Origin of the sequence: Hymenobacter citatus (genome assembly GCF_014333615.1) — a bacterium.
In the GTDB taxonomy this organism is placed as follows: domain Bacteria; phylum Bacteroidota; class Bacteroidia; order Cytophagales; family Hymenobacteraceae; genus Hymenobacter; species Hymenobacter citatus.
Genome location: NZ_JACSCY010000015.1, coordinates 1 through 22,115, shown reverse-complemented (window position 1 = coordinate 22,115; position 22,115 = coordinate 1). Strand labels below are relative to the sequence as shown.

The following is a 22,115-nucleotide window of genomic DNA, read 5'->3' as shown; positions in this document are numbered from 1 at the left end:
TCTGCTAACCTATGCTGCCACTCGTTACGCAGGAACTTTTCAACCGCTATGTGCACGACCAAGCTACGCCGGCTGAAGCGTCAGCGGTACGCGCTTGGCTTACCGAGCCCACCAATCAGCTTGTAGCAGAGCAGTGGATGCGTGCGCACTGGCATACGCTGGAAACGGAGCCTGCAACTGCCCTACACGATGAACCCGATTACGAGGCACTGCTTACCTCGCTGCACCAGCAAATGGGGCGTACCGCTGCTTGGCGTTGGCAGCCCTGGGCCGCCGCAGCGGCTATAGTTGGCGGGCTGGCTGTAGGCGGTTTATGGTGGCAGTACGGTACGCCGTCCACCACACCGGTAGCAGCCGTTGCCCACACCGAAACCACCGCCTACGGCCAGAAACGTACCCTACATTTATCCGATGGCACGGAGGTGACGCTGAATGGTCACTCTACCTTGCGCTACCCCCAAGCATGGGCTACTGGTCAGCCGCGGGAGGTCTGGCTGGATGGCGAAGCATACTTTTCGGTGCGCCACCTACCTAGCGATGAACACTTCATTGTGCACACCCCAGATGGTATGCAGGTGGAAGTGCTGGGGACCAAGTTTGCCGTATACCGACGCCAGGAGCAGGCTCGTGTAATGCTGGTGTCAGGCAAGGTGCAGCTCAAGTTTAAGGCCGCCGACCACCGCCCCGACTTAGTGATGCAACCCGGTGAACTAGTGGAGATGAACAGCCGGCAGCCTGAGGCTGCCGTGCGCAAAACGACGGTGGCTGCTGCGCCCTATACTTCCTGGAAAGATGGCAAGCTAGTATTCGATGAAACCACCATTGCTGAGCTGGCCACCCGTCTGCACGACACTTATGGCGTGGAAGTAGTCCTTGCAACACCCGAGTTACAGAACCGCCGCATTACTGGCACTGTGCCCATTGGCGAGCTGGATGTGCTGTTGCAAGCCTTAGAAGAGACATTTCACCTAACGATTCAGCGCCAGCAGAATCGCCTCATTTTCTCGGATCATAATTCCCCCAAACCTAGCTTATGACCCCATTTACTACCCGACTGTGCGGCCGAGTCGTCCGTACGGCCTCCGCGACGGCAGTGTGCGCGCTGCTGGTCCCTACCCCAGATGTGCTGGCTGCCCCTACCCAGCTGCTGGCCGCCAACTACTCCAATCAGCGGACCGCTTCCCGCGCCGAAACGGTAGCGTTGAAAGACCTGCTTGGTCGGTGGGAAAAGGAATACAACGTTACCATCTTCTACGAGAGCGACCTAGTGCGTAATAAACGCGTGCCTGCCCAAGCCGATGGCGCCACGCTAGACGCTAAGATGGCCGAAGTGCTACCGCAGGCAGCCTTGACGTTCAAGAAGTTGCGCGCCGATTATTACTTGGTTGTAGAAAATTCGAATACTGTTTCCACGGCAAAAACTGCAAACGTTTCCGTGGCAGATGTAACGGTTTCTGGACGCGTAACGCAGGCCAATGGTGAAGGACTACCCGGTGTAACGGTAGTCGTGAAGGGCACAGCCAACGGCGCTTCGACCGATGTTGAAGGTCGGTTTTCTCTAACAGTGCCAGAAGGTAGCACACTGGTGTTTAGCTATGTGGGCTATGTGCGCCAAGAGGTGCCTGTGGCGGGTGCTACTACCGCTCTCAACGTGACATTGGTAGAGGATACTAAGGCACTGGGCGAGGTAGTGGTAGTAGGCTACGGTACCTTAGCACGCCAAGAGTTGACGACTGCGGTTTCCTCAGTAGGTGCCCAGCAGATTGAGCGGCAGAAAGTAGCTGGCTTCGATCAGGCACTGCAAGGCCAGGCACCTGGCGTGCAGGTAACAGCACCAACCGGTGCTCCGGGCGCAGGTATCAACGTGCGGATTCGCGGTAACAGCTCGCTTAATAGCAGCAATTCGCCGCTGTATGTAATTGATGGTGTGCCTGTGCTGCCTACCTACGATCGGGAGTTGAGCGTGGGTAATCAGAAGCCTAACCCGCTAAATGCTATCAACCCAGCAGATATCGAGTCGATTGACGTACTGAAGGATGGTGCTGCTGCCGCTATTTACGGGGTGCGCGCCTCTAACGGTGTGGTAGTTATCACCACGAAGCGTGGACGCTCTGGCAAGCCGCAAGTAGGCTTCAATGCGTATTATGGGGTGCAAAGCCTGCGCAAAAAGCTGGATGTACTGAATTCCCGGCAGTTTGCAGAGTACTACAACGAGTCGCAGGCCAACGCCGGCGCGGCCATTGGCTATCCAGACCTAAACAACCTGCCACCCTACGATACGGATTGGCAGGATGAAGTATACCGTACCGCTGCTATTCAAAACTATCAGTTGAATGTGAGTGGTGGTACCGACAAAACGCACTATTATGTAGGTGGCGGCTACTTCAAACAGGATGGTATTATTCTGAATTCGGGCTTCGACCGTTTCAACTTCAAATTGAACTTTGATCAAAAAGCGGGTGAGAAGTTTCGGGTAGGAACCAACTTAAACCTGAGCCGGACGAATACCAACGGGAGTGTACGTAGCGAGTTGGGGCTTGGTAACTCGGGTACAGTACTAGGCACGCTGGCACAAATCCCTACTATTCCAGTACGGGATGCCAACGGTACATACGGGCTGAACCCCTTCTCCTTGTCGGATAACCCAGTAGGTAACTTGCTGGAAAGCAGTAATAAGTCGCTGAGCTACCAGGTTATCGGCAACGTATTTGGGGAGTACAATATCTTAAAGAACCTACAGGTACGCTCCTCCATTGGTATCGACTTCCGCACGCAGCTGGAGAACGAATTTATTACCCGTAATTATCCTGGAACCTCGCGCGCTGATGCCTCTACTCGCGGCAGCGGCCGCACGGGCACAACGCTGCAAAACATCTGGCTCTGGGAAAACACGGTTACCTACAACCCCAACATTGGCGACAAACACAGTCTGCAATTGTTGGTAGGGCAGTCGGTGCAGGCATCAAACCGCTTTGCTTCCAATGCCTCTGTGCGGGGCTATGCCTCCAATGCCGTGCCCTACCTATCGGCTGGTACGGAGCGCCTAGGCACGAGCAGCTACGAAGAAGAATGGGGCCTCACCAGCCTTTTTGCGCGTGCTATTTATAGCTACGAAGACCGCTACCTGGCTACCGTGAGCTTGCGCCAAGATGGTACCAGCCGTTTCGACGAGCACTACGGCTATTTCCCGGCTGTGGCCCTGGGCTGGCGTATTTCCAAGGAAAACTTCTTCCCACAGAACAGTAAAGTATCAGATTTGAAGCTGCGGGGTAGCTTTGGTAGCAATGGCAACCAAGACTTGTCTTACACCTACCAGCGTTTCAGCTCCTATGTGGTAGGCGCTAACTACACAGGGAATAGTGGTACGGTGCAAGGAGGTATCCGGCCCGATCGGATTGGTAACCGTTCGTTGAAGTGGGAAACTTCTAATCAGTATGATCTGGGCTTGGATTTAGGCATGTTCAACGACCGCCTCACGCTGACAGCAGATGCCTACTTGAAACGCTCGAAAGACCTATTGCTGAGCGTACCACTTGCTCCAAGCACCGGTGCTCAGGTACTGGACATCATTCAAAACGTAGGCTCGGTTGAGAATAAAGGGCTTGAGTTTGCGCTGAACACGGCCAATGTGCAAGGGCAGAATGGCGGCTTCACGTGGTCAACAAACCTAAACGTGTCGCTGAACCGCAATAAAATACTAGACCTGGGCACGTTGGCAAACGACGAAGGTGATTTAGTAGATCGAACCATTATCTACGATTATAGCATCTCGCAAAAAGGCAAGCCACTGGGTTCTTTCTATGGCTTTAAGACGCAAGGCATCTTCCAAACGCAAGATGAGATTAGCAGTGCTCCTACCCAACCAAACAATCCACAGCCGGGTGATATTCGCTTTGTAGATGTAAACGGAGATGGGGTAATCAATAACGACGACCGCACCATCATCGGCAATCCTAACCCGAAAGCCATTGCAGGGGTTACCAACACCTTCAGCTTCAAAGGACTTGACCTGAGCGTATTCTTCCAAGGTAGTTTCGGCAATGATATCTACAATGCCAACCGGCAGGCGTTGGAGTCTCTGACGGGCCCAGTGAACCAGTTGACAACGGTGCTGGACCGCTGGACGCCAACGAACACGAATACGTCTATTCCGCGGGCAGTCTATAACGACCCAAATAACAACGGCCGCTTCTCCAACCGTTGGATTGAAGATGGTAGCTACGTGCGCCTCAAAAACCTGACGCTGGGCTATACCCTACCCACAAGCATTATCAACAAGGCCCGTATCAGCAGCCTGCGTGTATATGTGAGCGGCCAGAACTTGCTAACCTGGACTGACTACTCGGGCTATGACCCAGAGGTAAGTGCCGACCCCTTCTCATCGACTGGTCTTGGTCGCGACTTTGGTGTGTATCCGCAGGCACGTACCTACACGGTAGGCTTGAATGCCAATTTCTAATCTGAGTTTCATTCTACCCATGAAAAAGATATTCATCCCCGTTTTTGCCCTAGTACTGCTTGGTAGCTGCGATATTCTGGATAAGCCACCACTACCCTCTATTTCGCCGGAAAACTTTTTCCAGAGCGCCGACGACGCCGAAGCTGGCCTAACGGCTGCCTACGATGCGCTGCAAGGCACTGGCCTATATAGTCAGGATTTGATTGCAGTAGGCGAAATGCCCTCCGACAACTGTACTAGCAACAACGGCGACGTAGCATCGCTGGACCGCATTTCCTGGACGCCTACTACCAGCCAAGTGTACAACATCTGGCGCGACTCCTACCTGGGTATCAACCGGGCCAATGCAGTTATCCGGTATGTGCCTACCATTACAATGGATGAGGCGCGCCGAAAACAGATTCTAGGGGAGGCGTATTTCCTGCGGGCTTTGCACTACTACAATCTGGTGAAGCTGTACGGCGGTGTGCCGCTGCGCTTAGAGCCAACTGAAAGCGGTGAGCAATCGGTTATAGCCCTACCTCGGGCAACGGTTGAGGCAGTGTATACCCAGATTGTGGCCGACCTGACAGCCGCTGATGCGGCTGTACCAGCCAGCAATGCAAATCGGGTGACAAATGGGGCTGTGAACTCGCTATTAGCCAAGGTATACCTAACGCAACGGCAATGGGGAGCAGCTGTAACGGCTGCCAACAAGGTTATCAGCACCGGTCGGTACTCTCTTGTGACAAATTTTAAAGGATTGTTCCCGGCAGAGAACAAAGTGTCCGAAACAATTCTGGAAGTCCAGAACCAAGGCAATGCGGATGGTAATAACATCTTGCCCGATCTATTGCTACCATCTCCGCCAGCTACTTACTCCTTCCCTAAATTCAACATTCCAACACTGTTCTTGTCAAAAGAGAATGAGAAACCAACGGATCTAACGTCCGTGGTTGACACGGTAAATGACCGTCGTTGGAGTCGAGTGAGTACTACTACTGTGAGGGTTGATACAGTTTTATACGTACGGCGTGATTATGCGAGCTTTGTATTGAGTTCTAGTAGAAGTCGAGGTGCAAGCTCTAATGACTTGGGCCCTTTTGTGTACAAGTGGCCCGGTGCACCAAACGCCTTCAACAGCCCCGACAACACGTATATCTTGCGCTACGCTGATGTATTGCTGATGTACGCGGAAGCCGCCAACGAACAAGCAGGACCCTCGGCCGATGTCTTGGAAAAGTTGAATCTTGTGCGCACTCGTGCGGGCTTAGCGGCCCTCACGCCTGTTTCGCCGCAGTATGCCAGCAAAAAGGCGATGCGTGATGAGATTGACCGGCAGCGCCGTCTGGAACTTGCTTTCGAGGGGGAGCGGTGGTACGACCTGCTGCGTTATGCCCGCCACAACCAAGCAGAAGCTGGGGCTCACGCTGTGACAGCACTGGATATTATCCAGCAACGCCTCAACCGTCCTGATGCCAATTATTTGCTGTTTCCTTTGCCTCAGGCCGAGATTAACAACAACGCACAGCTACAGCAGAATCCTGGATATTAATTTTCTGCTATAGCCAAGGCTTTCACGTCCGCTGGGCATACACCTTCCCAGCGGCGTGATAGGGAGCCGGTTCCGCAATGTTAGGGGCGCGGGCCGGCTCCTTTTTTTGTTCTGTTTCTCACTTTCCTACCTATTGTATGCAAACCAATTTTCGAAAGGCGTGGCTACCGCTGGCGCTATGCGGAGCGTGGCTGACAGGCGCTACCAGCTGCCAGCAGCCGATGGCTGGCACCGGCAAAAGCGCGGGCGTCACGCAATGGGTTACCACACCCGACCAAGCCATGCTGTTTCAGCGTCAGCCGAATACGTTGAAATTCACGGCTACTAATGCTACCCCCGCCACCATTGAAGTAGACGATAACCAGAAGTTTCAGAGCATTGATGGCTTTGGGTATTGCCTCACGGGCGGTAGCGCTACCCTGCTGCACCAAATGGGCCAGGCCGAGCGCACGGCCCTGCTGAAGGAGCTGTTCGACCCAAAGGCTGATGGTAGCATTGGCGTAAGCTACCTGCGCGTGAGCATTGGCGCCTCGGACCTCGATCCGGTGGTGTTCAGCTACGACGATGTACCCGAAGGCCAGACCGATTCACAGCTTACCAAGTTCAGCCTGGCGCCCGACCGCAAGGATCTGATTCCAGTGCTAAAAGAGATTCTGACTATCAATCCCAGCATCAAAATTCTGGGCTCGCCCTGGTCGCCGCCTACCTGGATGAAGACCAACGGCAACAGCAAAGGCGGCTCGCTGAAACCAGAGTACTACGAGGCCTACGCGCAGTACTTCGTGAAGTATGTGCAGGGTATGAAAGCCGAAGGAATCCGCATGGATGCTATTACGGTGCAGAACGAACCCCTGCACCCCGGCAACAACCCCAGCCTGCTCATGCTGGCCGAGCAACAGGCCGAGTTTATCAAAAAAAGCCTGGGACCAGCTTTCGAAGCCGCGAAAATCGACACGAAGATTATCACCTACGACCACAACGCCGACCGGCCCGACTACCCCCTTACCATCCTCAACGACCCCGAGGCGCGCAAGTATGTCGATGGCTCAGCGTTTCACCTCTACGCTGGTCCTATCGAGGCGCTGTCAAAAGTCCACGACGCCTACCCTGAGAAGAATGTCTACTTCACGGAGCAATGGGTAGGGTCGAAGTCCAAATTTGAGGATAACCTGGGCTGGCACATGAAAACGCTGATGATTGGGGCTACCCGCAATTGGGCCAAAACGGTGCTGGAGTGGAACCTAGCTGCCGACCCTGAGCAGAACCCCCACACGCCCGGCGGCTGCACCGAGTGCCTGGGCGCCATCACGCTAAATGGCAACCAAGTGCAACGGAACGTGGCCTACTATACCATTGCGCATGGTAGCAAGTTTGTGCGGCCGGGCTCGGTCCGTATTGCCTCCACGGCCGAAGGCACGCTGCCGAACGTAGCGTTCCGCACGCCTACCGGGCAAACCGTGTTACTGGTGCAGAACGACCAGAAAACGCCGCAAACGTTCGGCATCCGCTACCACGATAAGACGGCAAGCGCGACGCTGGCGGCTGGCGCGGCCGGCACTTACGTGTGGTAGGCCTAGTAGCGGTATCCATAAACCAGAGGGTAGGGGAGGTGCAAACCTTCCCTATTTTCATTGCTGTTCCAATGTTATATGAAGTGCTCGATAATGAATAAGGCATTCTGGGCGATGGTGCTGGCGGCCGGGGTAGGACTGAGCAGCTGCTCCAATAGCGGGAACGATGATGCTCAACCCGCACCCCCATCGCCTACCCCGCCCACGCCTACTGGCCCGTCGCAGGTGGCGCTGTGGCTCACCACGGCCAACAAAACCGTCTTGTTTCAAAAGCAGCCCCTGACGCTGAACTTCGCCACGCCGGCTGCTAACAATACCTTGCCAACCATTACGGTAGACACCACGCAAACCTACCAAAGCATCGATGGCTTTGGCTTTACGCTGACGGGCGGCAGCGCCTACGTGCTGCACCAAATGGGCGCCACCGAGCGGGCGGCGCTACTGAAAGAGCTGTTTGCCACCGATGCCAACAACATCGGTACCAGCTACCTGCGTGTGAGTATCGGCGCGTCGGACCTAGATACGCAGGTATTCAGCTACGACGATCTGCCGGCTGGCCAAACCGATCCTCAGCTTACCAAGTTCAGCCTCGACCCCGACCGTCAGCACTTGCTGCCGGTGCTAAAAGAGATTCTGACTATCAATCCCAGCATCAAAATTCTGGGCTCGCCTTGGTCGCCGCCTACCTGGATGAAGAACAATGGCAATAGCAAAGGCGGCTCCCTGAAACCGGAGTTTTACAATGCCTACGCGCAGTATTTCGTGAAGTATGTGCAGGGTATGAAAGCGGAGGGCGTGACTATTGATGCCGTTACGCTGCAAAATGAGCCGCTGAACCCGGATAACAATCCCAGTATGTCGATGACGGCCACGGAGCAGGCCACCTTCATCAAAGATAACGTTGGGCCAGCGCTAAAATCGGCGGGGCTAACCACCAAAATCATTCTCTACGACCACAACACCGACCGTACCGACTACCCGCTAGCCGTGCTGGCCGATGCCCAGACGCGGCAGTATGTCGATGGCTCAGCGTTTCACCTCTACGCTGGTAGTATTGAGGCGCTATCGTCGGTGCACAATGCCTACCCCGATAAAAACGTCTACTTCACCGAGCAATGGGTGGGTGCCCCCGGCAACTTCGCTGGAGACCTGAGCTGGCACGTGAATAACCTTATTATCGGGGCCACGCGGAACTGGTCGCGCAACGTGCTGGAGTGGAACCTGGCCGCCGACCCCAGCAATGGCCCGCACACGCCTGGCGGCTGCACCGAGTGCCTACCCGCCGTGACCATTGCAGGCAACTCCGTAACGCGTAACCCAGCTTACTACATCATCGCACAGGCGGCTAAGTTTGTGCGGCCCGGCTCGGTGCGTATTAATACCAGCGTGCCTAGCAACCTACCCAATGTGGGCTTCAAAAATCCTAGTGGCCAGAAAGTGCTGATTGTATTGAATACCAGCAGCAACCCTCAAACCTTTGTGGTGAAATATCGCGGCAAGGATTTGCAAGTAACCCTAGAGGGAGGCTCTGTAGGTACGTATGTGTGGTAGGAGGTAGACAGCAAAGTAGGTAGATAGGATTACTAAACAGAACGTCATCTCGACCAGCGGGAGAAATCTCGCGTGCTCCGGTAATTATATCCTACCTCAGCACGCGAGATTTTCCCGCTGGTCGAGATGACGTTCTTGCTTTTTTGAGCAGCTTACAGCGCGTACTCTGCCAGCGCGCGGTAGATATCGTACACACTCTTGTCGTTGCGGAAGGTTTTGCGAATGGGCTCGTCCTGCCCGCGCACCCAGATATTCAACTCCGATTCGAGGTCGAAATGCCCTACGGTTTCCATCGAAAACCGCTCGATGCTGCGATAGGGCACGCTCAGGAATTCCTGTTTCTTACCCGTCATGCCCTGCTTGTCTACCAGGATCAGGCGCTTGTTGGTGAAGATAAGCTGGTCGCGGATGATGGCGTAGGCGTGCTCAATTCGCTCGCCGGAAGCCAGAATTCGGTTGAGTTGCTGCTGTAATTCCTGCGCGTCTTTTTCGGATGCGTTGCCGAGAAGGCCGTCGAGTAGTCCCATGAGAAAACGATATGAGTGGAACTTCCTCTACGTAAGGCACGCAAAAGTAGCGGGCTACTCAGCCGCAAAAGCGTAACAGGAAGTATCAGCGTAATTTGTAACGACAAACTGCGGTGCGGTATACCCTATCACATTGGCGGTGCAGTAGTGGGGTAGAGCATCATCTGCTTTCGGCTCGCGCAATTGAAAGTACAGTTGCTTGCCGCGCAAAATAGCAGGGTCGTACAAACCAAAAACCTCAATTACATTGGTATAAGTAGCAGGTGTTGCCGCTGGTCCAGGAAGGCTATTCGTGCTCCCATCGCCACTAAACTGTAGCGCCTGACCAATCGGATATTTCTCATCTATCTGTATCAGATAACCCCCTGTGCAGGTGGTACCTACTACAATGCCAGGGATGCACTGCGGAGGGGCTTCCGTACAGCTTCCCAAGCTGACTAGACTAAGCCAAGAAAGAACAAGGAGTACTGTGTTTTTCATATTGATGCGGTAGGATAGTAGAGTAGATAAAAAGGAGAGTATAAGGAAGATAAAGACGTTGCACTGGCTTATAAAAAAAGCGTCCGCTCTGGTAGGAGCGGACGCTTTTTGCAGGGTAAAAACACGTTTAGTTTGTGCCGCCAGCGCTGGTGTTCGTTGGCTTGTCTTCCTTCTGCTGCATCGATACTTGCTGCTGCATGGGGTTCTGCTGCTGACGCTGCTGGTACTCAAACAGCTCGAAGCGCGAGGGGGCTACCTGGCGGGGATAGGCGTTGTTCGAGAGGTCGGTGTCGGCGGTCTGCTGGTAGGGGTCCAGCACGAAGGCCGTCACGGGCTTCTCGGTTACGAATACCTTGGTCACGTGCTCGTTATTCTTGCGCCAGATTTCGGCCGGAATGTTTACTATTTCCTTCTTGCCGTCGGCGTAAGTCATTTCCACAATCACGGGCATTACCAGGCCGCCCAGGTTTTTCAGGTCTACCTCGTAAAAATTCAGACCCTGGCTGAGGCGTTGCTGCTGCTCGGGCTTCAGGGTTTTCACATACTGCTGATAGCGCTGCTTATCGGCGGCGGTGGTATTCAGTGGGTCGTAGTTGTTGTAGAAATCCTTCAACTCTGGCTTCTTGTCTACCAGCGTTTTGGGGATATCCTGCAGGTTGCGCATGTCCGAAATGCTCTTGGGCGCGGTGTTGATCTGCTGGCGCTTCAGGGCGTTTTCTACCTCGGGGTTTTTCGAGTCTACGGTGTACGACTTCACGCCTTCGATGCTCAGGTCGGTGTGGTCATTGGTGTAGAACCAGCCGCGCCAGAACCAGTCGAGGTCCACGGCCGAAGCGTCTTCCATGGTACGGAAGAAATCGGCGGGCTCGGGGTGCTTGTAGGCCCAACGGGTGGCATATTGCTTGAAGGCGTAGTCGAACAACTCGCGGCCCATCACTGTTTCGCGTAGCACGTTCAGGGCAGTAGCGGGCTTGCCATAGGCGTTGTTGCCCAGCTGCAACACCGATTCCGAGTTCGACATAATCGGCGTCTGCACGCTCGGGTCCGACTTCATATAGTCCACCATGTTGCGCGGCTCGCCGCGGCGTGAGGGGTAGTTACGCTCCCACTCCTGCTCGGTGAGGTACTGCACAAACGTGTTCAGGCCTTCGTCCATCCACGTCCACTGGCGCTCGTCGCTGTTCACAATCATCGGGAAGAAGTTGTGGCCCACTTCGTGGATAATCACCGAAATCATCCCGTATTTCCGCTCCGCCGAGTAGGTGCCGTCGGCCTCAGGGCGTCCACCGTTGAAGCACAGCATGGGGTACTCCATGCCGCCCACCGGGCCGTGCACCGATATAGCCACTGGGTACTCGTAGGGAATCGTGAACTTGGAGTAGGTCTTGATGGTGTGCGCCACTACCTCCGTGGAGTACTGGCCCCACAGTGGGTTGCCTTCCTTGGGGTAATAGCTCATGCACAGCACGTTCTTGCCGCCTTGCTTGATACCCATGGCATCCCAAATGAACTTCCGCGACGACGCCCAGGCGAAGTCACGCACGTTTTTGGCAGCGTACGTCCAGGTTTTGGTGCCTTTGGGCTTGCCTTTTTCGGCTTGCTCGGCCTCGGCCTGCGTCACAATCAGCACGGGCTTTTGAGCGCCTTGGGCGTTGTTCAAACGCTGGCGCTGGGTGCTGGTGAGTACGTCGTTGGGGTTTTGCAGCGTGCCGGTGGCGCCCACCACGTGGTCAGACGGGGCCGTGATGCTCACGCGGTAGTCACCGAAGGGTAGGGCAAACTCGCCCGCGCCCAGGAACTGCTTGTTCTGCCAGCCCTGAAAGTCCGAGTACACGGCCATGCGGGGGTAAAACTGCGCAATCTCGTAGAGGTAGTTGCCGTCTTTGGGGAAGAACTCGTAGCCCGAGCGCTGGCTGATCTTGGTCTGGTCGTTGATGTTATAGTGCCAGGCAATGCTGAACGTCACCGACTGCTTGGGCTTCAAAGGGGTAGGCAGGTCGATACGCATCATCGTGTGATTGATGGTGTGCTTCAGCGCCGCGCCCTTCAGCCTCACCGACTCAATCTTAAACCCGCCATCAAACTCCGACCGCTCGATGTAGTCGAGAGCCTGGAACGGCATGCGCGTCTGCAATTGGCTGGTTTGGGTGGCTGTGGTCATGGAGTTTTTGTCCATGATGTTCTGATCAAGCTGCACCCACAGGTAGGGCAGCTCGTCGGGCGAAAGGTTGGTGTAGGTGATGTCCTCGGAGCCCGTAATGGCCTGCTTCTCGTCGTCCAGCTTCACCCGAATGTTGTAGTCGGCGCGCTGCTGCCAATAAGCGTGGCCGGGGGCACCGCTGGCCGTGCGGTACTCGTTGGGCGTGGGTAGCTCGGGGCCGAGCTGCGCAAACTTATCGGTGCCAGAGTTGGTGCTCTGGGCCAGAGCCGGCGCGACCATTGCGGCCGTCATGCCAGCCGTCAGAAGAAGGTGTTTCAGCATAGTCGGAATAAATGCGGAGGGGAGAAAGCAAATCTACTGAAAAGCGGTGGGCTATTCAGCAAGAGAAAAAGACAGTGCAGACCCACCTGCGTTGCACAGGCGGTGGCTTTTTGAAAGGGTAGGGGGTAAGGCGTCGGGCCGGTACCCGGCAGCTCAACTGACAGGCCATGCTACCCTATAAGTAGCACGAGGGCCACGCCCAAAGCGGCTCCACTGGTTATCAGCACCCAGTCGCGGCGCACGGCGTCGAAGCCACGCAGGATCAGGAACCCCAGCAGCAGGATAATGCCCACAATCAGCAGCTGCCCTACCTCCACGCCCAGGTTGAAGCTGAGCAGCTCCAGCACCGGCCGGCTTTGCTGGCCCAGCAGCTCGCGCAGGTAGCTCGAAAACCCCAGCCCGTGAATCAACCCAAAGCTGGCGGCCAGCAAGTTGGGTAGGGTAAGCACCAGCGGCTCGCGCCGGGTAGGGGCCACAATAGGCCGGGTGTTGGCCCGGCCAGCCTTCACGATGTTCACAACGCAGGTGATGAGAATCGTCACCGGAATCAGCTTCTCAATCAGCGCCGGATTATACTCCACAAAGCCTAGCGTAGCTAGAGCCAATGTGATGCTGTGGCCCACCGTGAAGCTCGTGACCAAGGCTACAACCCGTCGCCAATCACTCAGCACATACGGCGCGCACAAGGCCAGCAGGAACACTAGGTGGTCGTAGGCCTGCAGATTGAAGATGTGGAAAAAGCCGAGCTGGAGGTAGGTCTGGAAGACGGACGACATCTGACAAAGCTAACAAACTGGCGCATATACAGCCGGCTGCATATAGCCCAATAACGCGATACAGGCTGTAGCCTCAATAAATCAAAGTGTCATTTGTCTGCCAGTACCCTTTCGTGCGCACCTCCTCGCGCTACCCACGGGTAAATATGCTGGTGGCAGCACGACACGAAGAAGCCGCAAATCCGGGTGATGCAGCAGATTATAATAATGCGCCTTCTGTCATAAGATAGACCGGTGAGTTGGCCGAGTGTAATAGGTGCTCGTCGGCCAGGTAGCGGTGCAGGCCGCTTTCCAGGCTGGGTAGCAGCATGCCCTGTTGACTGCCCAAAGCGCTAAAACTCGGACGCATGGCAGCCCAGCCAAACGAGGCCGCTGGCTGGGACAGTACGCCGCTCGAGTCCAGGCCCGCGGTTTCTATGGCCAGGCGAGCCAGCTCGGCCCAGGTGCAGGTACCGTCATTGGCCAGGTGCCAGATGCCCCGCTCCTCATCCAGGAGCAGATCCAACGCAGTATTCACCAGATCGGGCAGGTAGGTAGGGGAAACCACCACATCGGCGGCGGCCGCAAAGGATTCGCCCAGCCGGGCAGCAGTCAGCGCGTGATGCACAAAATTATGCTCGTCCCAGGCCCCAAAGAAGGCACTTGAGCGCACTACCAACGCCTTCGGATGATACGCCAATACAGCTTGCTCGGCTTGCAGCTTGCTGTGCCCATACACATTGAGGGGGCGGGCGGGGTCGTGTTCGAGGTAGGCGCGGCGCTGCTTTCCATCAAATACCAGATCAGAAGAAAAGGTGAGGAGCGGCACCTGCCGGGCGGCGCAGGCCTGCGCCAGCAGGGTAGGGCCCAGCGTGTTTTCCCGGTAGCACTGCGTGGCGTCGGTTTCGGCGGCGTTTACCCGCACGTAACCAGCCGCATTCACCACGGCCCAGGGCTTGTGCAGCCGCAGCGCTGCCGCAATGGCGCTGGCATCCGTAATATCCAGTTCAGCCCTACTCAGGCTGATGGTCGCTATTCCCCGAATCTCACAGATCAGGCGGAAGGCGTGGCCCAGGGTGCCGTTGCCACCCGTAATGAGTAGGGGCTGCATGGCAGGTGATAGGTCAAGGTTGTTCATAGCAGGTGAAATCAGGAAGCCGAGTAGAAGCGCATGGGGCGTTGCCACCATCCTGGGCCTTGCAAAACGGGGTGGTGATGGTGGCCGTGCCGGATAAGGTTGCGTACCATCTTGGAAAGTGCCGTGGGCCGAGGCTTGCCTCTGCGCACATCAAACACGCCGCTTTCGTACGAAGCCCCATCGTGGGTGAGCAGATTGTCCCAGTCGAAGGCGCCCAGTAGCGACCACACCGTTAGGCCGCGTATATCCACGCCGGTGCGGCGCAGGCGGTTGGCGGCTTCCCAGGCTTGCTGAAGCCAGCGCATCTGCTCTTCGCGGGTGCAGCCCAGGTGCGATTCGGTGATGGCCAACGGGCGGTGGTAGCGCGTCCAGGCCTGGCGCAGCAGCTCTTCCAGGCCCGTCATGTCAGCATCGGGTACGCGCACGGCCTCCACATCCACATACGCCGGTCGGCTATCGGTAGCCGGCACGGCGCCGTGCCCCGGATACTGCTCTACCCGCTCATCCAAGAACCGCTCGCTGGTGGCGTAGTAGTTGATACCCAGGATATCCGGCGGCAGCGGCGAGTCCTGAAAAATAGCCAGCTCCGCTTCGCTCAGGCCATTGCCGCGCAGGTACGACCACAGTGGATGCGTTGGCGTGACGGTGCCGTTGAGCAAATCGAAACTCAGCCAGCGGCGGTGATTCTCAAACTCGGCCTGCGCGGCCAGGGCGGGGGTGTGGTGCGTTTGACCCAGGTCTTCGGTCTGCACGAGTTGCGCCGCCGGGTTTACCTGCCGGATGGCCTGCATCGCCAGCTTGGTAGCCAGCACCTGATGATAAAGTAGCCGTACAAATACGCTGTCGTGGGTGCCGTGCGGATACCAAATTCCATAGAGGCCACTGAACCGAGCAGTAGTCAAAGGCTCGTTAACGGGCGTATAGTAGCGCACCCACGGGTAGCGCTCGGCTACCAGGCCGGCATAACGCGCTAGGCCAGTAGCAAAACTTGGCTGATCGAGGGCGGTATAGCGCGGCCCGCTACCGTGGTGAACAAGGCCCACAATCGGCTCAATCTCCAGTTCTTGCAGCCGCGCGAGCCGCTCGTCGGGCCAGCGCCAATCGAGCTGGTCTAGGCTGGTAGGAGCCACGTGCTCCCACAAAACCGGGTAGCGCAGCGTGCGCAACCCCAGCTCCGCAAACCGGTCCAGGTCTGCAATTCGGTTGCGGTGGCCACTACGTGTGAGTTGATCAGAATAGGTGTCGCCCACGCGCCGGCAGGTGCATTCCACGCCGCCCCAGATGTCTATGTTTTCCATATAATCAGGTTATCGTTGGTGCCCGGCCCATGCCCTGCCATCTTGCCTGTCTGTATGCAGCACCAGCGGCGGTTCAGAACGATAGGGGTACTGGGCTAACAGGCTGAAGCATTTGAACATAGGAGGTGGAAAAACACAGGGGTAGGATAAGATTCCTACCCCTGTTCTACTCTCCGTATCAGTCAGGGGTTGCTACGGTCGGGCTTGCCGTAGTGCCAGGAGCGGTGCTACTGTTGGGCTCTTTTTGCGGCAGTACGTGTGCCCGTCATTCGCACCAGATATGATGCCGTATCGCTGCTATATGGCCCGAGACTTATGGCGGGAGATTCAGGAATACCACAGAGTTCGACTAGCTTTAGCCGATTTACTCGCCGCTATACTTGTATTTTGAATGACTAGAAGTGTGCTATTTAGTAGCTGCATGCTGTTGCTTGGCAGTGAGCTACATGCTCAATCAGCTGGCATGGTCAAACCGCCGACTGCCAGCTTCTCCCGCTCCGATACCGTTCGAGCGGTACAACGTGTTTTCAGTAGCCACCGGACCGGCGGCTGGATATGGACGGCCGTAGGCGGGTTGTTTGCTGTTCGTATAGCCTCAGTGGCAGCCACCAGCAGCTCCGATGCCTGGGCTGGCTCTACTGGCGGAACCGTGGTTGGTATTGCTGTACTAGGTGGTGTGCCGGCGGGCATCGGCGTAGGCAAACTCACGCGCTTCAGCCAGCAAAAAGAAGAACAAACAGTGGTGTTGTACCAACAATCCGGTATCCTGCCGCCGTATATCCGTAAGCGTCTCAAACCAAAGTTTTTCAGGTAGTACCAAATAAAGAGCCCCGCCGGCACTGTGCCGGCGGGGCTCTTTGTACAATCGAAACCGACCTACTCCACGGTTGGCAACTCCACGTTCACGAAGCGAATGTGGCCGTCTTCCAGCACCGCCTCTACCACCGAGTCCTTCGACACCTGGCCGGAGAGAATCTCCTTGCTCAGCTCGTTCAGGATCTGACGCTGGAGCACGCGCTTGAGCGGGCGCCAAACTGCGGATCGAACCCGGCCTCGCCCAGGTAGTCGAGCACCTCATCGGTGGCTTCCAGGCGGATGCCGGCTTCTTCTAGACGCTGCTGAATCTGCTTGAACCGGATGTGCCAAGTGCAGAAAGATGCCTGCACCCATTCTGCAAATTTAACGTTACCTTTCTAACTGTAGAAAAGATACTATTTTATGGAATCGGCACCGAATACTGGCAGTGTAGCTCAGCAACTCGATAATCTTGCTAACATGACAGAGCGCGTTGCTTCGCCAGAGTTTAAACGTGGCTTTCGTGAGTATGTGCACGCCCGCGCCAAGAAAGCCAATTCCTTCCTGACTTATCGTGATGCGCAAGGTCGGTTAGTGCGGGAGTGGCCAAACACAAACCGTATAGAAATTCTTGCGGAATAGTGCCTAATTCTGCCCTTGTTCCGACCATCTACATATTAGCTGGACCTAATGGCGCCGGCAAAACGTCACTCTACGAGTTTGAAGCGCCCAATGTGCCACGCCTGAATGGGGATAGTTTGTACCAGCAAGGCTTTACAACTTATGAAGTAGAAGTTGCGCTACGGCAGCAATTAGATGCGTGGATTGAGCAGAAAGTATCCTTCGTGATTGAAACCAATGCTGCCGGTGAACGAGACTATAAACTGTTTTCTTCTTTGAAGAAGGAACGCTACCGCCTGGAACTCCGGTATGTTGGGCTTGAATCGGTAGCAGTATGCCAGCAGCGTATTTCACAACGGGTGCTGGAAGGTGGACACGATGTGCCGCCTGCATTAGTTGAGCAGCGTTACGCAAATGGGTTATCCTTGCTGAAACAGTATTACCGCATCTTCGACCGTTTACAACTCTATGACAATACTGGGATTGAAACACAACAGGTAGCTGATTTACTTCCTGGTACTCCTTTGCAGCAATTCGAGCCAGTGCCGGTCTGGGCAGTTCCTGTGTTAGCGCATATCAAACGGATGGAAATGGTATACCAACGTCTGAAATGAAAAGCCCCGCTGGCGCAATGCCAGCGGGGCTTTTCATTTCAGACCGAACCCAATTACTCCACCGTGGGCAGCTCCACGTTCACGAAGCGAATGTGGCCGTCTTCCAGCACAGCTTCCACCACCGAGTCCTTCGAGACCTGGCCAGAGAGGATTTCCTTGCTCAGCTCATTCAGGATCTGGCGCTGGAGCACGCGCTTGAGCGGGCGGGCGCCGAATTGTGGGTCGAACCCGGCCTCGCCCAGGTAGTCGAGCACTTCGTCGGTGGCTTCCAGGCGGATGCCTGCTTCTTCTAGACGCTGCTGAATCTGCTTGAACTGGATGTCCACAATCTTGCGGATTTCCTTGCGCTTCAGCGGCTCGAACATGATGATTTCATCAATCCGGTTCAGGAACTCGGGGCGCATGTGCTGCTTTAGGCGGTCGACTACCTCCTCGCGGGTGCGGTCGAGCACTTCCTCGGCGTTGTACTCGTTCAGCTCCTTGAAATTGCGCTGAATGATGTCGGCCCCCGTGTTCGAGGTCATGATGATGATGGTGTTCTTGAAGTTCGCCACCCGGCCTTTGTTGTCGGTGAGGCGGCCATCGTCGAGCACTTGCAACAAGATGTTGAACACGTCGGGGTGCGCTTTCTCAATCTCATCGAGCAGCACCACCGAGTAGGGCTTGCGGCGCACGGCTTCGGTCAGCTGACCGCCCTCGTCGTAGCCCACATAGCCGGGAGGTGCCCCAATGAGGCGCGATACCGCGTGGCGCTCCTGAAACTCGCTCATGTCGATGCGCACCATAGCGTTTTCGTCGTTGAACAAGTATTCAGCCAGGGCCTTCGCCAGCTCGGTTTTTCCTACCCCGGTCGTACCCAGGAAGATAAACGAACCAATCGGGCGGCGGGGGTCCTGCAAGCCGGCCCGCGAGCGGCGCACGGCATCGGAAATAGCCGCAATGGCCTCAGTCTGGCCCGCTACGCGGCGGCCCAGCTCATCTTCTAGGTGCAGGAGCTTCTCCCGGTCGCTGGCCAGCATCTTGCTTACGGGGATTCCAGTCCACTTGGCTACTACCTCGGCAATGTCCTCGCTGGTGACTACCTCTTGCAGCATCGAGCCCCCGTCTTTGTTGGCGTTGGCTTGCTCCTGCAAGGTTTTCAGATTGGCCTCAGCCTCCTGAATCTTGCCGTAGCGCAGCTCCGCCACGCGGCCATAGTCGCCCTGGCGCTCTGCCTGCTCGGCTTCTACCTTGAAACGCTCGATGTTCTCTTTCTGCGTCTGGATGTCCGTGAGCACCGATTTTTCCGATTCCCAACGGGCTTTCAGCGAATCGCGCTGTTCGCCGAGGTCGGCCAGCTCTTTGTTGAGCACGGCTTCGCGGTCGTGGTTTTCCTCGCGCCGGATGGCCTCGCGCTCAATCTCCAACTGCATCATGCGGCGCTGCACCTCGTCCAGCTCCACCGGCATCGAGTTCAGCTCAATGCGCAGCTTGGCCGCGGCCTCGTCCATCAGGTCGATGGCCTTGTCGGGTAGGAAACGGTCGGTGATGTAGCGGTTCGACAACTCTACGGCGGCAATTACGGCATCGTCGGTGATGCGCACGCCGTGGTGCAGCTCGTACTTCTCCTTGATGCCGCGCATGATGCTGATGGCGTCGGGTACGCTCGGCTCGTCTACCATCACCGCCTGGAAGCGGCGCTCCAGGGCTTTGTCTTTCTCGATATACTTCTGGTACTCGGCCAGGGTAGTGGCACCAATGGCGTGCAACTCGCCGCGGGCCAGCGCTGGCTTTAATAGGTTGGCGGCGTCCATGGCCGAGTCGCCACCGGCGCCGGCACCAATCAGGGTGTGTATCTCGTCGATGAATAGGATAATCTCCCCCTCGGCGTCGGTCACTTCCTTGATAACGGCTTTCAGACGCTCCTCAAACTCGCCTTTGTACTTGGCGCCCGCAATCAGCAGGCCCATGTCGAGCGACATGATGGTTTTGTCCTGCAGGTTTTCGGGCACGTCGCCGGCCACGATGCGCTGGGCCAGGCCCTCCACAATGGCAGTCTTACCAACGCCCGGCTCACCGAGCAGCACCGGGTTGTTCTTGGTACGGCGCGACAGAATCTGCAACACCCGCCGAATTTCCTCGTCGCGGCCAATCACGGGGTCCATGTTGCCGGTGCGCACCCGTTCGTTCAGGTTGATGGCGTAGCGGTTCAGGCTCTGGTACTGGTCTTCGGCCGACTGGCTGTTCACGGTGCGGCCGCCGCGCAGTTCCTTGATGGCGGCCTTTAGGTTTTTCTCCGTGAAGCCTGCGTCTTTCAGCAGGGTAGCCGTGCTGTCCTTGCCGCCCAGGATACCTAGTAGCATGTGCTCAATGGACACGTACTCGTCGCCGAATTCTTTCAAAAAGCCCGTAGCCCGCTGCAATGCCGCGTTGGCATCGTTGGAGAGGTAGGGCGAGCCGCCGCTCACCTTGGGGTAGCCACTCACAATGGCATCCAAGCGTTGCGTCAGTAGGTTTTGGTTGGCACCCAGCTTCTTCGTCAGGAAGCCCACCACGTTCTCATCCGATTGCAGAATTCCTTGCAGCAAATGCCCCGTCTCGATGGCCTGCTGCTGGTTGGCGCCCGCAATCTCGGTGGCCTTTTGCACGGCCTCCTGCGCCTTGATGGTATAGTTATTAAAGTTCATTTGTCGCTAAGTCTTAAGTAGATGACTTCCGGGTAGGAAGTTCTACGCAAGACATAGCAAACGAGGTGCTAGGGGATTTTGGCTGACGTTTTGGCTGTGTTTATGGAGTTGCAGTAAATAATAGTAGACAAAAAGTCATTTTTATTAATTAAATCAGTAAAGGTGGAGTACATCAGTTAGCTTTGCCATATAATCTAAAACACTTGGTCGGCTATAGCTTTTGTCCTATACCTATTTAGTAGTATCTATTAAATAGGTATAGGACAAAAGCTATAATTAATGTATATAATAAGTTGAGTAAAGCGAAGTGAGCGTATGCTTAGAAGAAAAGTGAAAAAATTATATATGTACTCATATGAATAGGAGACGGATTTATATCAATTAAATGATTGCAAATGCATAGAATAGAAATTAAAAGTTTTTAGTATTTAATCATAGTAAATATCGCATAAAAAACATCAAAATAAATCTGTAAATACATATATGAATGAGAGGCAAAAAAGGAATTATGCAATCGATATTTTTAGGCTACTCGGTGCCTTATCTGTTGTTGCATTGCATGTTCCCTACGAAGATCTAACAAATAGTCTTGTACTTGGGATAAGATGGTGGGGGAGGTGGGCTGTTCCCTTCTTCTTTTTGCTAAGTGGCTACTTCTTCCAAAGAAATTATCGGGAGAGAGGTAATATTCAGTTTGTAAAGACCATAAAAAACTTGCTGTCTGTTTATGTGGTGAGTAATATTATTTATATAGCCTTCGATTTGTTTATAAATAAAAGTCACACTTTAAACGAATTTCTCAATTTTCATGACTTAGATAATGGTGTCTCAGGGCATCTATGGTTTGTTGGTTCGATGATATTCGGTTATCTAGCTCTATTATACTCTCTGGAATCCTTCTCCAATATTTCTCTATTACTTATATCTATTACTATTTATATAGTAGTTGTTACTCTCGATGTCTATTCTATTTATATGCAAATGAAATTAAATCACGATTTTGCAAGATATTTTATTTCAATACCCTTTCTAATATGGGGTGTTTTAATAGCTAAATCAAGTAACGTAATTAATAAAATTTCGATTTATGTTTTTGGTCTACTTGTATTGCTTACCTTCTTGGTTCAATGCGTAGAAATGGTTCTTGCCTATAAAGGAACCGGATATAGTCCTCATAATATAGAATTTGTTTTATCGAGTTCATTATTTGCTTTGTCCATGTTTGGATTATCCTTGCGAATTAAGTTAGATAAAGATGTTTTAATAGCAAGATTAGGTCGAAAATATTCATTGTTAATATATTTATATCATCCTATGCTAAATATATATTTGTTCAAATTTTTAAATATGAAGAATCTAGGTGGTGGATATTTGATGTTGCTGAACCCTCTAATAAGTTTTTTATTCTGCGTTATTTTGTTTGTATTTATTGACAGGTTATACCCTAAAGCTATTAATTTTCTTAGTGGAACTTAAATTCATGGTATGTATAATTTAAGGTTAGTGTAGTTTGTACTAATTGCTAAAGTGAATTGCAAGTTCACAATCCTGTAGGCTTCCCTGTCCGGTAGGCCAGTGAAAAATAGAGGTCAGGCGGCTTGACGAAACTCGGTTGGGGTCATAA

16 protein-coding genes and 1 pseudogene are annotated in these 22,115 nt (G+C 54.5%); 9 read left to right on the top strand and 8 right to left on the bottom strand.

Annotated features, from left to right (window positions below):
• Positions 1-11 precede the first annotated feature (11 nt).
• The 5 genes from H8B15_RS16355 to H8B15_RS16335 all read left to right on the top strand — a co-directional run bounded on the left by H8B15_RS16355 (position 12) and on the right by H8B15_RS16335 (position 9,115).
• Positions 12-1,037 (top strand): FecR family protein, encoded by a 1,026-nt coding sequence (locus tag H8B15_RS16355; protein ID WP_187320729.1) that lies wholly within the window; start codon positions 12-14, stop codon positions 1,035-1,037.
• Positions 1,034-4,459 carry a SusC/RagA family TonB-linked outer membrane protein gene (locus H8B15_RS16350; RefSeq protein ID WP_187320728.1) on the top strand — a complete coding sequence of 1,142 codons (3,426 nt, stop codon included), beginning with the start codon at positions 1,034-1,036 and terminating at the stop codon, positions 4,457-4,459. The genes H8B15_RS16355 and H8B15_RS16350 overlap by 4 nt, the downstream gene beginning before the upstream one ends.
• 19 nt (positions 4,460-4,478) lie before the next feature.
• On the top strand, positions 4,479-5,993 hold the full coding sequence (locus H8B15_RS16345; RefSeq protein ID WP_187320727.1) for a RagB/SusD family nutrient uptake outer membrane protein: 1,515 nt from the start codon (positions 4,479-4,481) through the stop codon (positions 5,991-5,993).
• A gap of 137 nt (positions 5,994-6,130) precedes the next feature.
• Positions 6,131-7,564, top strand: a complete 1,434-nt coding sequence (locus tag H8B15_RS16340; RefSeq protein WP_187320726.1) for a glycoside hydrolase family 30 protein — start codon at positions 6,131-6,133, stop codon at positions 7,562-7,564.
• Between the two features lie 93 nt (positions 7,565-7,657).
• Positions 7,658-9,115, top strand: a complete 1,458-nt coding sequence (locus tag H8B15_RS16335; RefSeq protein WP_246455562.1) for a glycoside hydrolase family 30 protein — start codon at positions 7,658-7,660, stop codon at positions 9,113-9,115.
• A 152-nt stretch (positions 9,116-9,267) separates the two neighbouring features.
• Here H8B15_RS16335 and H8B15_RS16330 read toward each other — a convergent pair whose 3' ends face one another.
• The 6 genes from H8B15_RS16330 to H8B15_RS20885 form a co-directional block, all read right to left on the bottom strand.
• Positions 9,268-9,642, bottom strand: a complete 375-nt coding sequence (locus tag H8B15_RS16330) for a PH domain-containing protein (protein WP_187320725.1) — start codon at positions 9,640-9,642, stop codon at positions 9,268-9,270.
• A gap of 54 nt (positions 9,643-9,696) precedes the next feature.
• Entirely contained in the window at positions 9,697-10,122 is a 426-nt protein-coding gene (locus tag H8B15_RS16325; protein ID WP_187320724.1) for a hypothetical protein, read from the bottom strand.
• A 127-nt stretch (positions 10,123-10,249) separates the two neighbouring features.
• On the bottom strand, positions 10,250-12,604 hold the full coding sequence (locus tag H8B15_RS16320; RefSeq protein ID WP_187320723.1) for a M1 family metallopeptidase: 2,355 nt from the start codon (positions 12,602-12,604) through the stop codon (positions 10,250-10,252).
• A 170-nt stretch (positions 12,605-12,774) separates the two neighbouring features.
• Complete coding sequence (locus H8B15_RS16315; RefSeq protein WP_187320722.1) at positions 12,775-13,380, bottom strand: HupE/UreJ family protein; 606 nt, start codon at positions 13,378-13,380, stop codon at positions 12,775-12,777.
• Positions 13,381-13,579: 199 nt separating this feature from the next.
• Entirely contained in the window at positions 13,580-14,497 is a 918-nt protein-coding gene (locus H8B15_RS20890) for an SDR family oxidoreductase (protein ID WP_216859178.1), read from the bottom strand.
• Positions 14,498-14,508: 11 nt separating this feature from the next.
• The gene (locus H8B15_RS20885; protein ID WP_216859177.1) at positions 14,509-15,795 is read right to left on the bottom strand and encodes a family 1 glycosylhydrolase; all 1,287 of its coding nucleotides are present in this window, start codon (positions 15,793-15,795) and stop codon (positions 14,509-14,511) included.
• Positions 15,796-16,216: 421 nt separating this feature from the next.
• Between H8B15_RS20885 and H8B15_RS16305 the strand changes: the two genes are divergently transcribed.
• Positions 16,217-16,609: a hypothetical protein gene (locus H8B15_RS16305; protein WP_187320721.1), complete on the top strand. Its 393-nt coding sequence runs from the start codon at positions 16,217-16,219 to the stop codon at positions 16,607-16,609.
• 62 nt (positions 16,610-16,671) lie between these two features.
• Here the strand turns inward: H8B15_RS16305 and H8B15_RS16300 are convergent.
• Positions 16,672-16,934, bottom strand: a pseudogene (locus H8B15_RS16300) (type VI secretion system ATPase TssH); the annotation flags it as partial.
• 79 nt (positions 16,935-17,013) lie between these two features.
• Between H8B15_RS16300 and H8B15_RS16295 the strand changes: the two are divergent.
• Positions 17,014-17,232 (top strand): hypothetical protein, encoded by a 219-nt coding sequence (locus H8B15_RS16295; protein ID WP_187320720.1) that lies wholly within the window; start codon positions 17,014-17,016, stop codon positions 17,230-17,232.
• Positions 17,232-17,825, top strand: a complete 594-nt coding sequence (locus tag H8B15_RS16290; protein ID WP_187320719.1) for a hypothetical protein — start codon at positions 17,232-17,234, stop codon at positions 17,823-17,825. The genes H8B15_RS16295 and H8B15_RS16290 overlap by 1 nt, the downstream gene beginning before the upstream one ends.
• A gap of 53 nt (positions 17,826-17,878) precedes the next feature.
• Here the strand turns inward: H8B15_RS16290 and clpB are convergent, their stop codons facing one another.
• The gene (gene clpB / locus H8B15_RS16285) at positions 17,879-20,491 is read right to left on the bottom strand and encodes an ATP-dependent chaperone ClpB (RefSeq protein ID WP_187320718.1); all 2,613 of its coding nucleotides are present in this window, start codon (positions 20,489-20,491) and stop codon (positions 17,879-17,881) included.
• Between the two features lie 483 nt (positions 20,492-20,974).
• Here clpB and H8B15_RS16280 point away from each other — a divergent pair, with 483 nt between their 5' ends.
• Positions 20,975-21,967: an acyltransferase family protein gene (locus H8B15_RS16280; protein WP_187320717.1), complete on the top strand. Its 993-nt coding sequence runs from the start codon at positions 20,975-20,977 to the stop codon at positions 21,965-21,967.
• Positions 21,968-22,115: the final 148 nt, after the last annotated feature.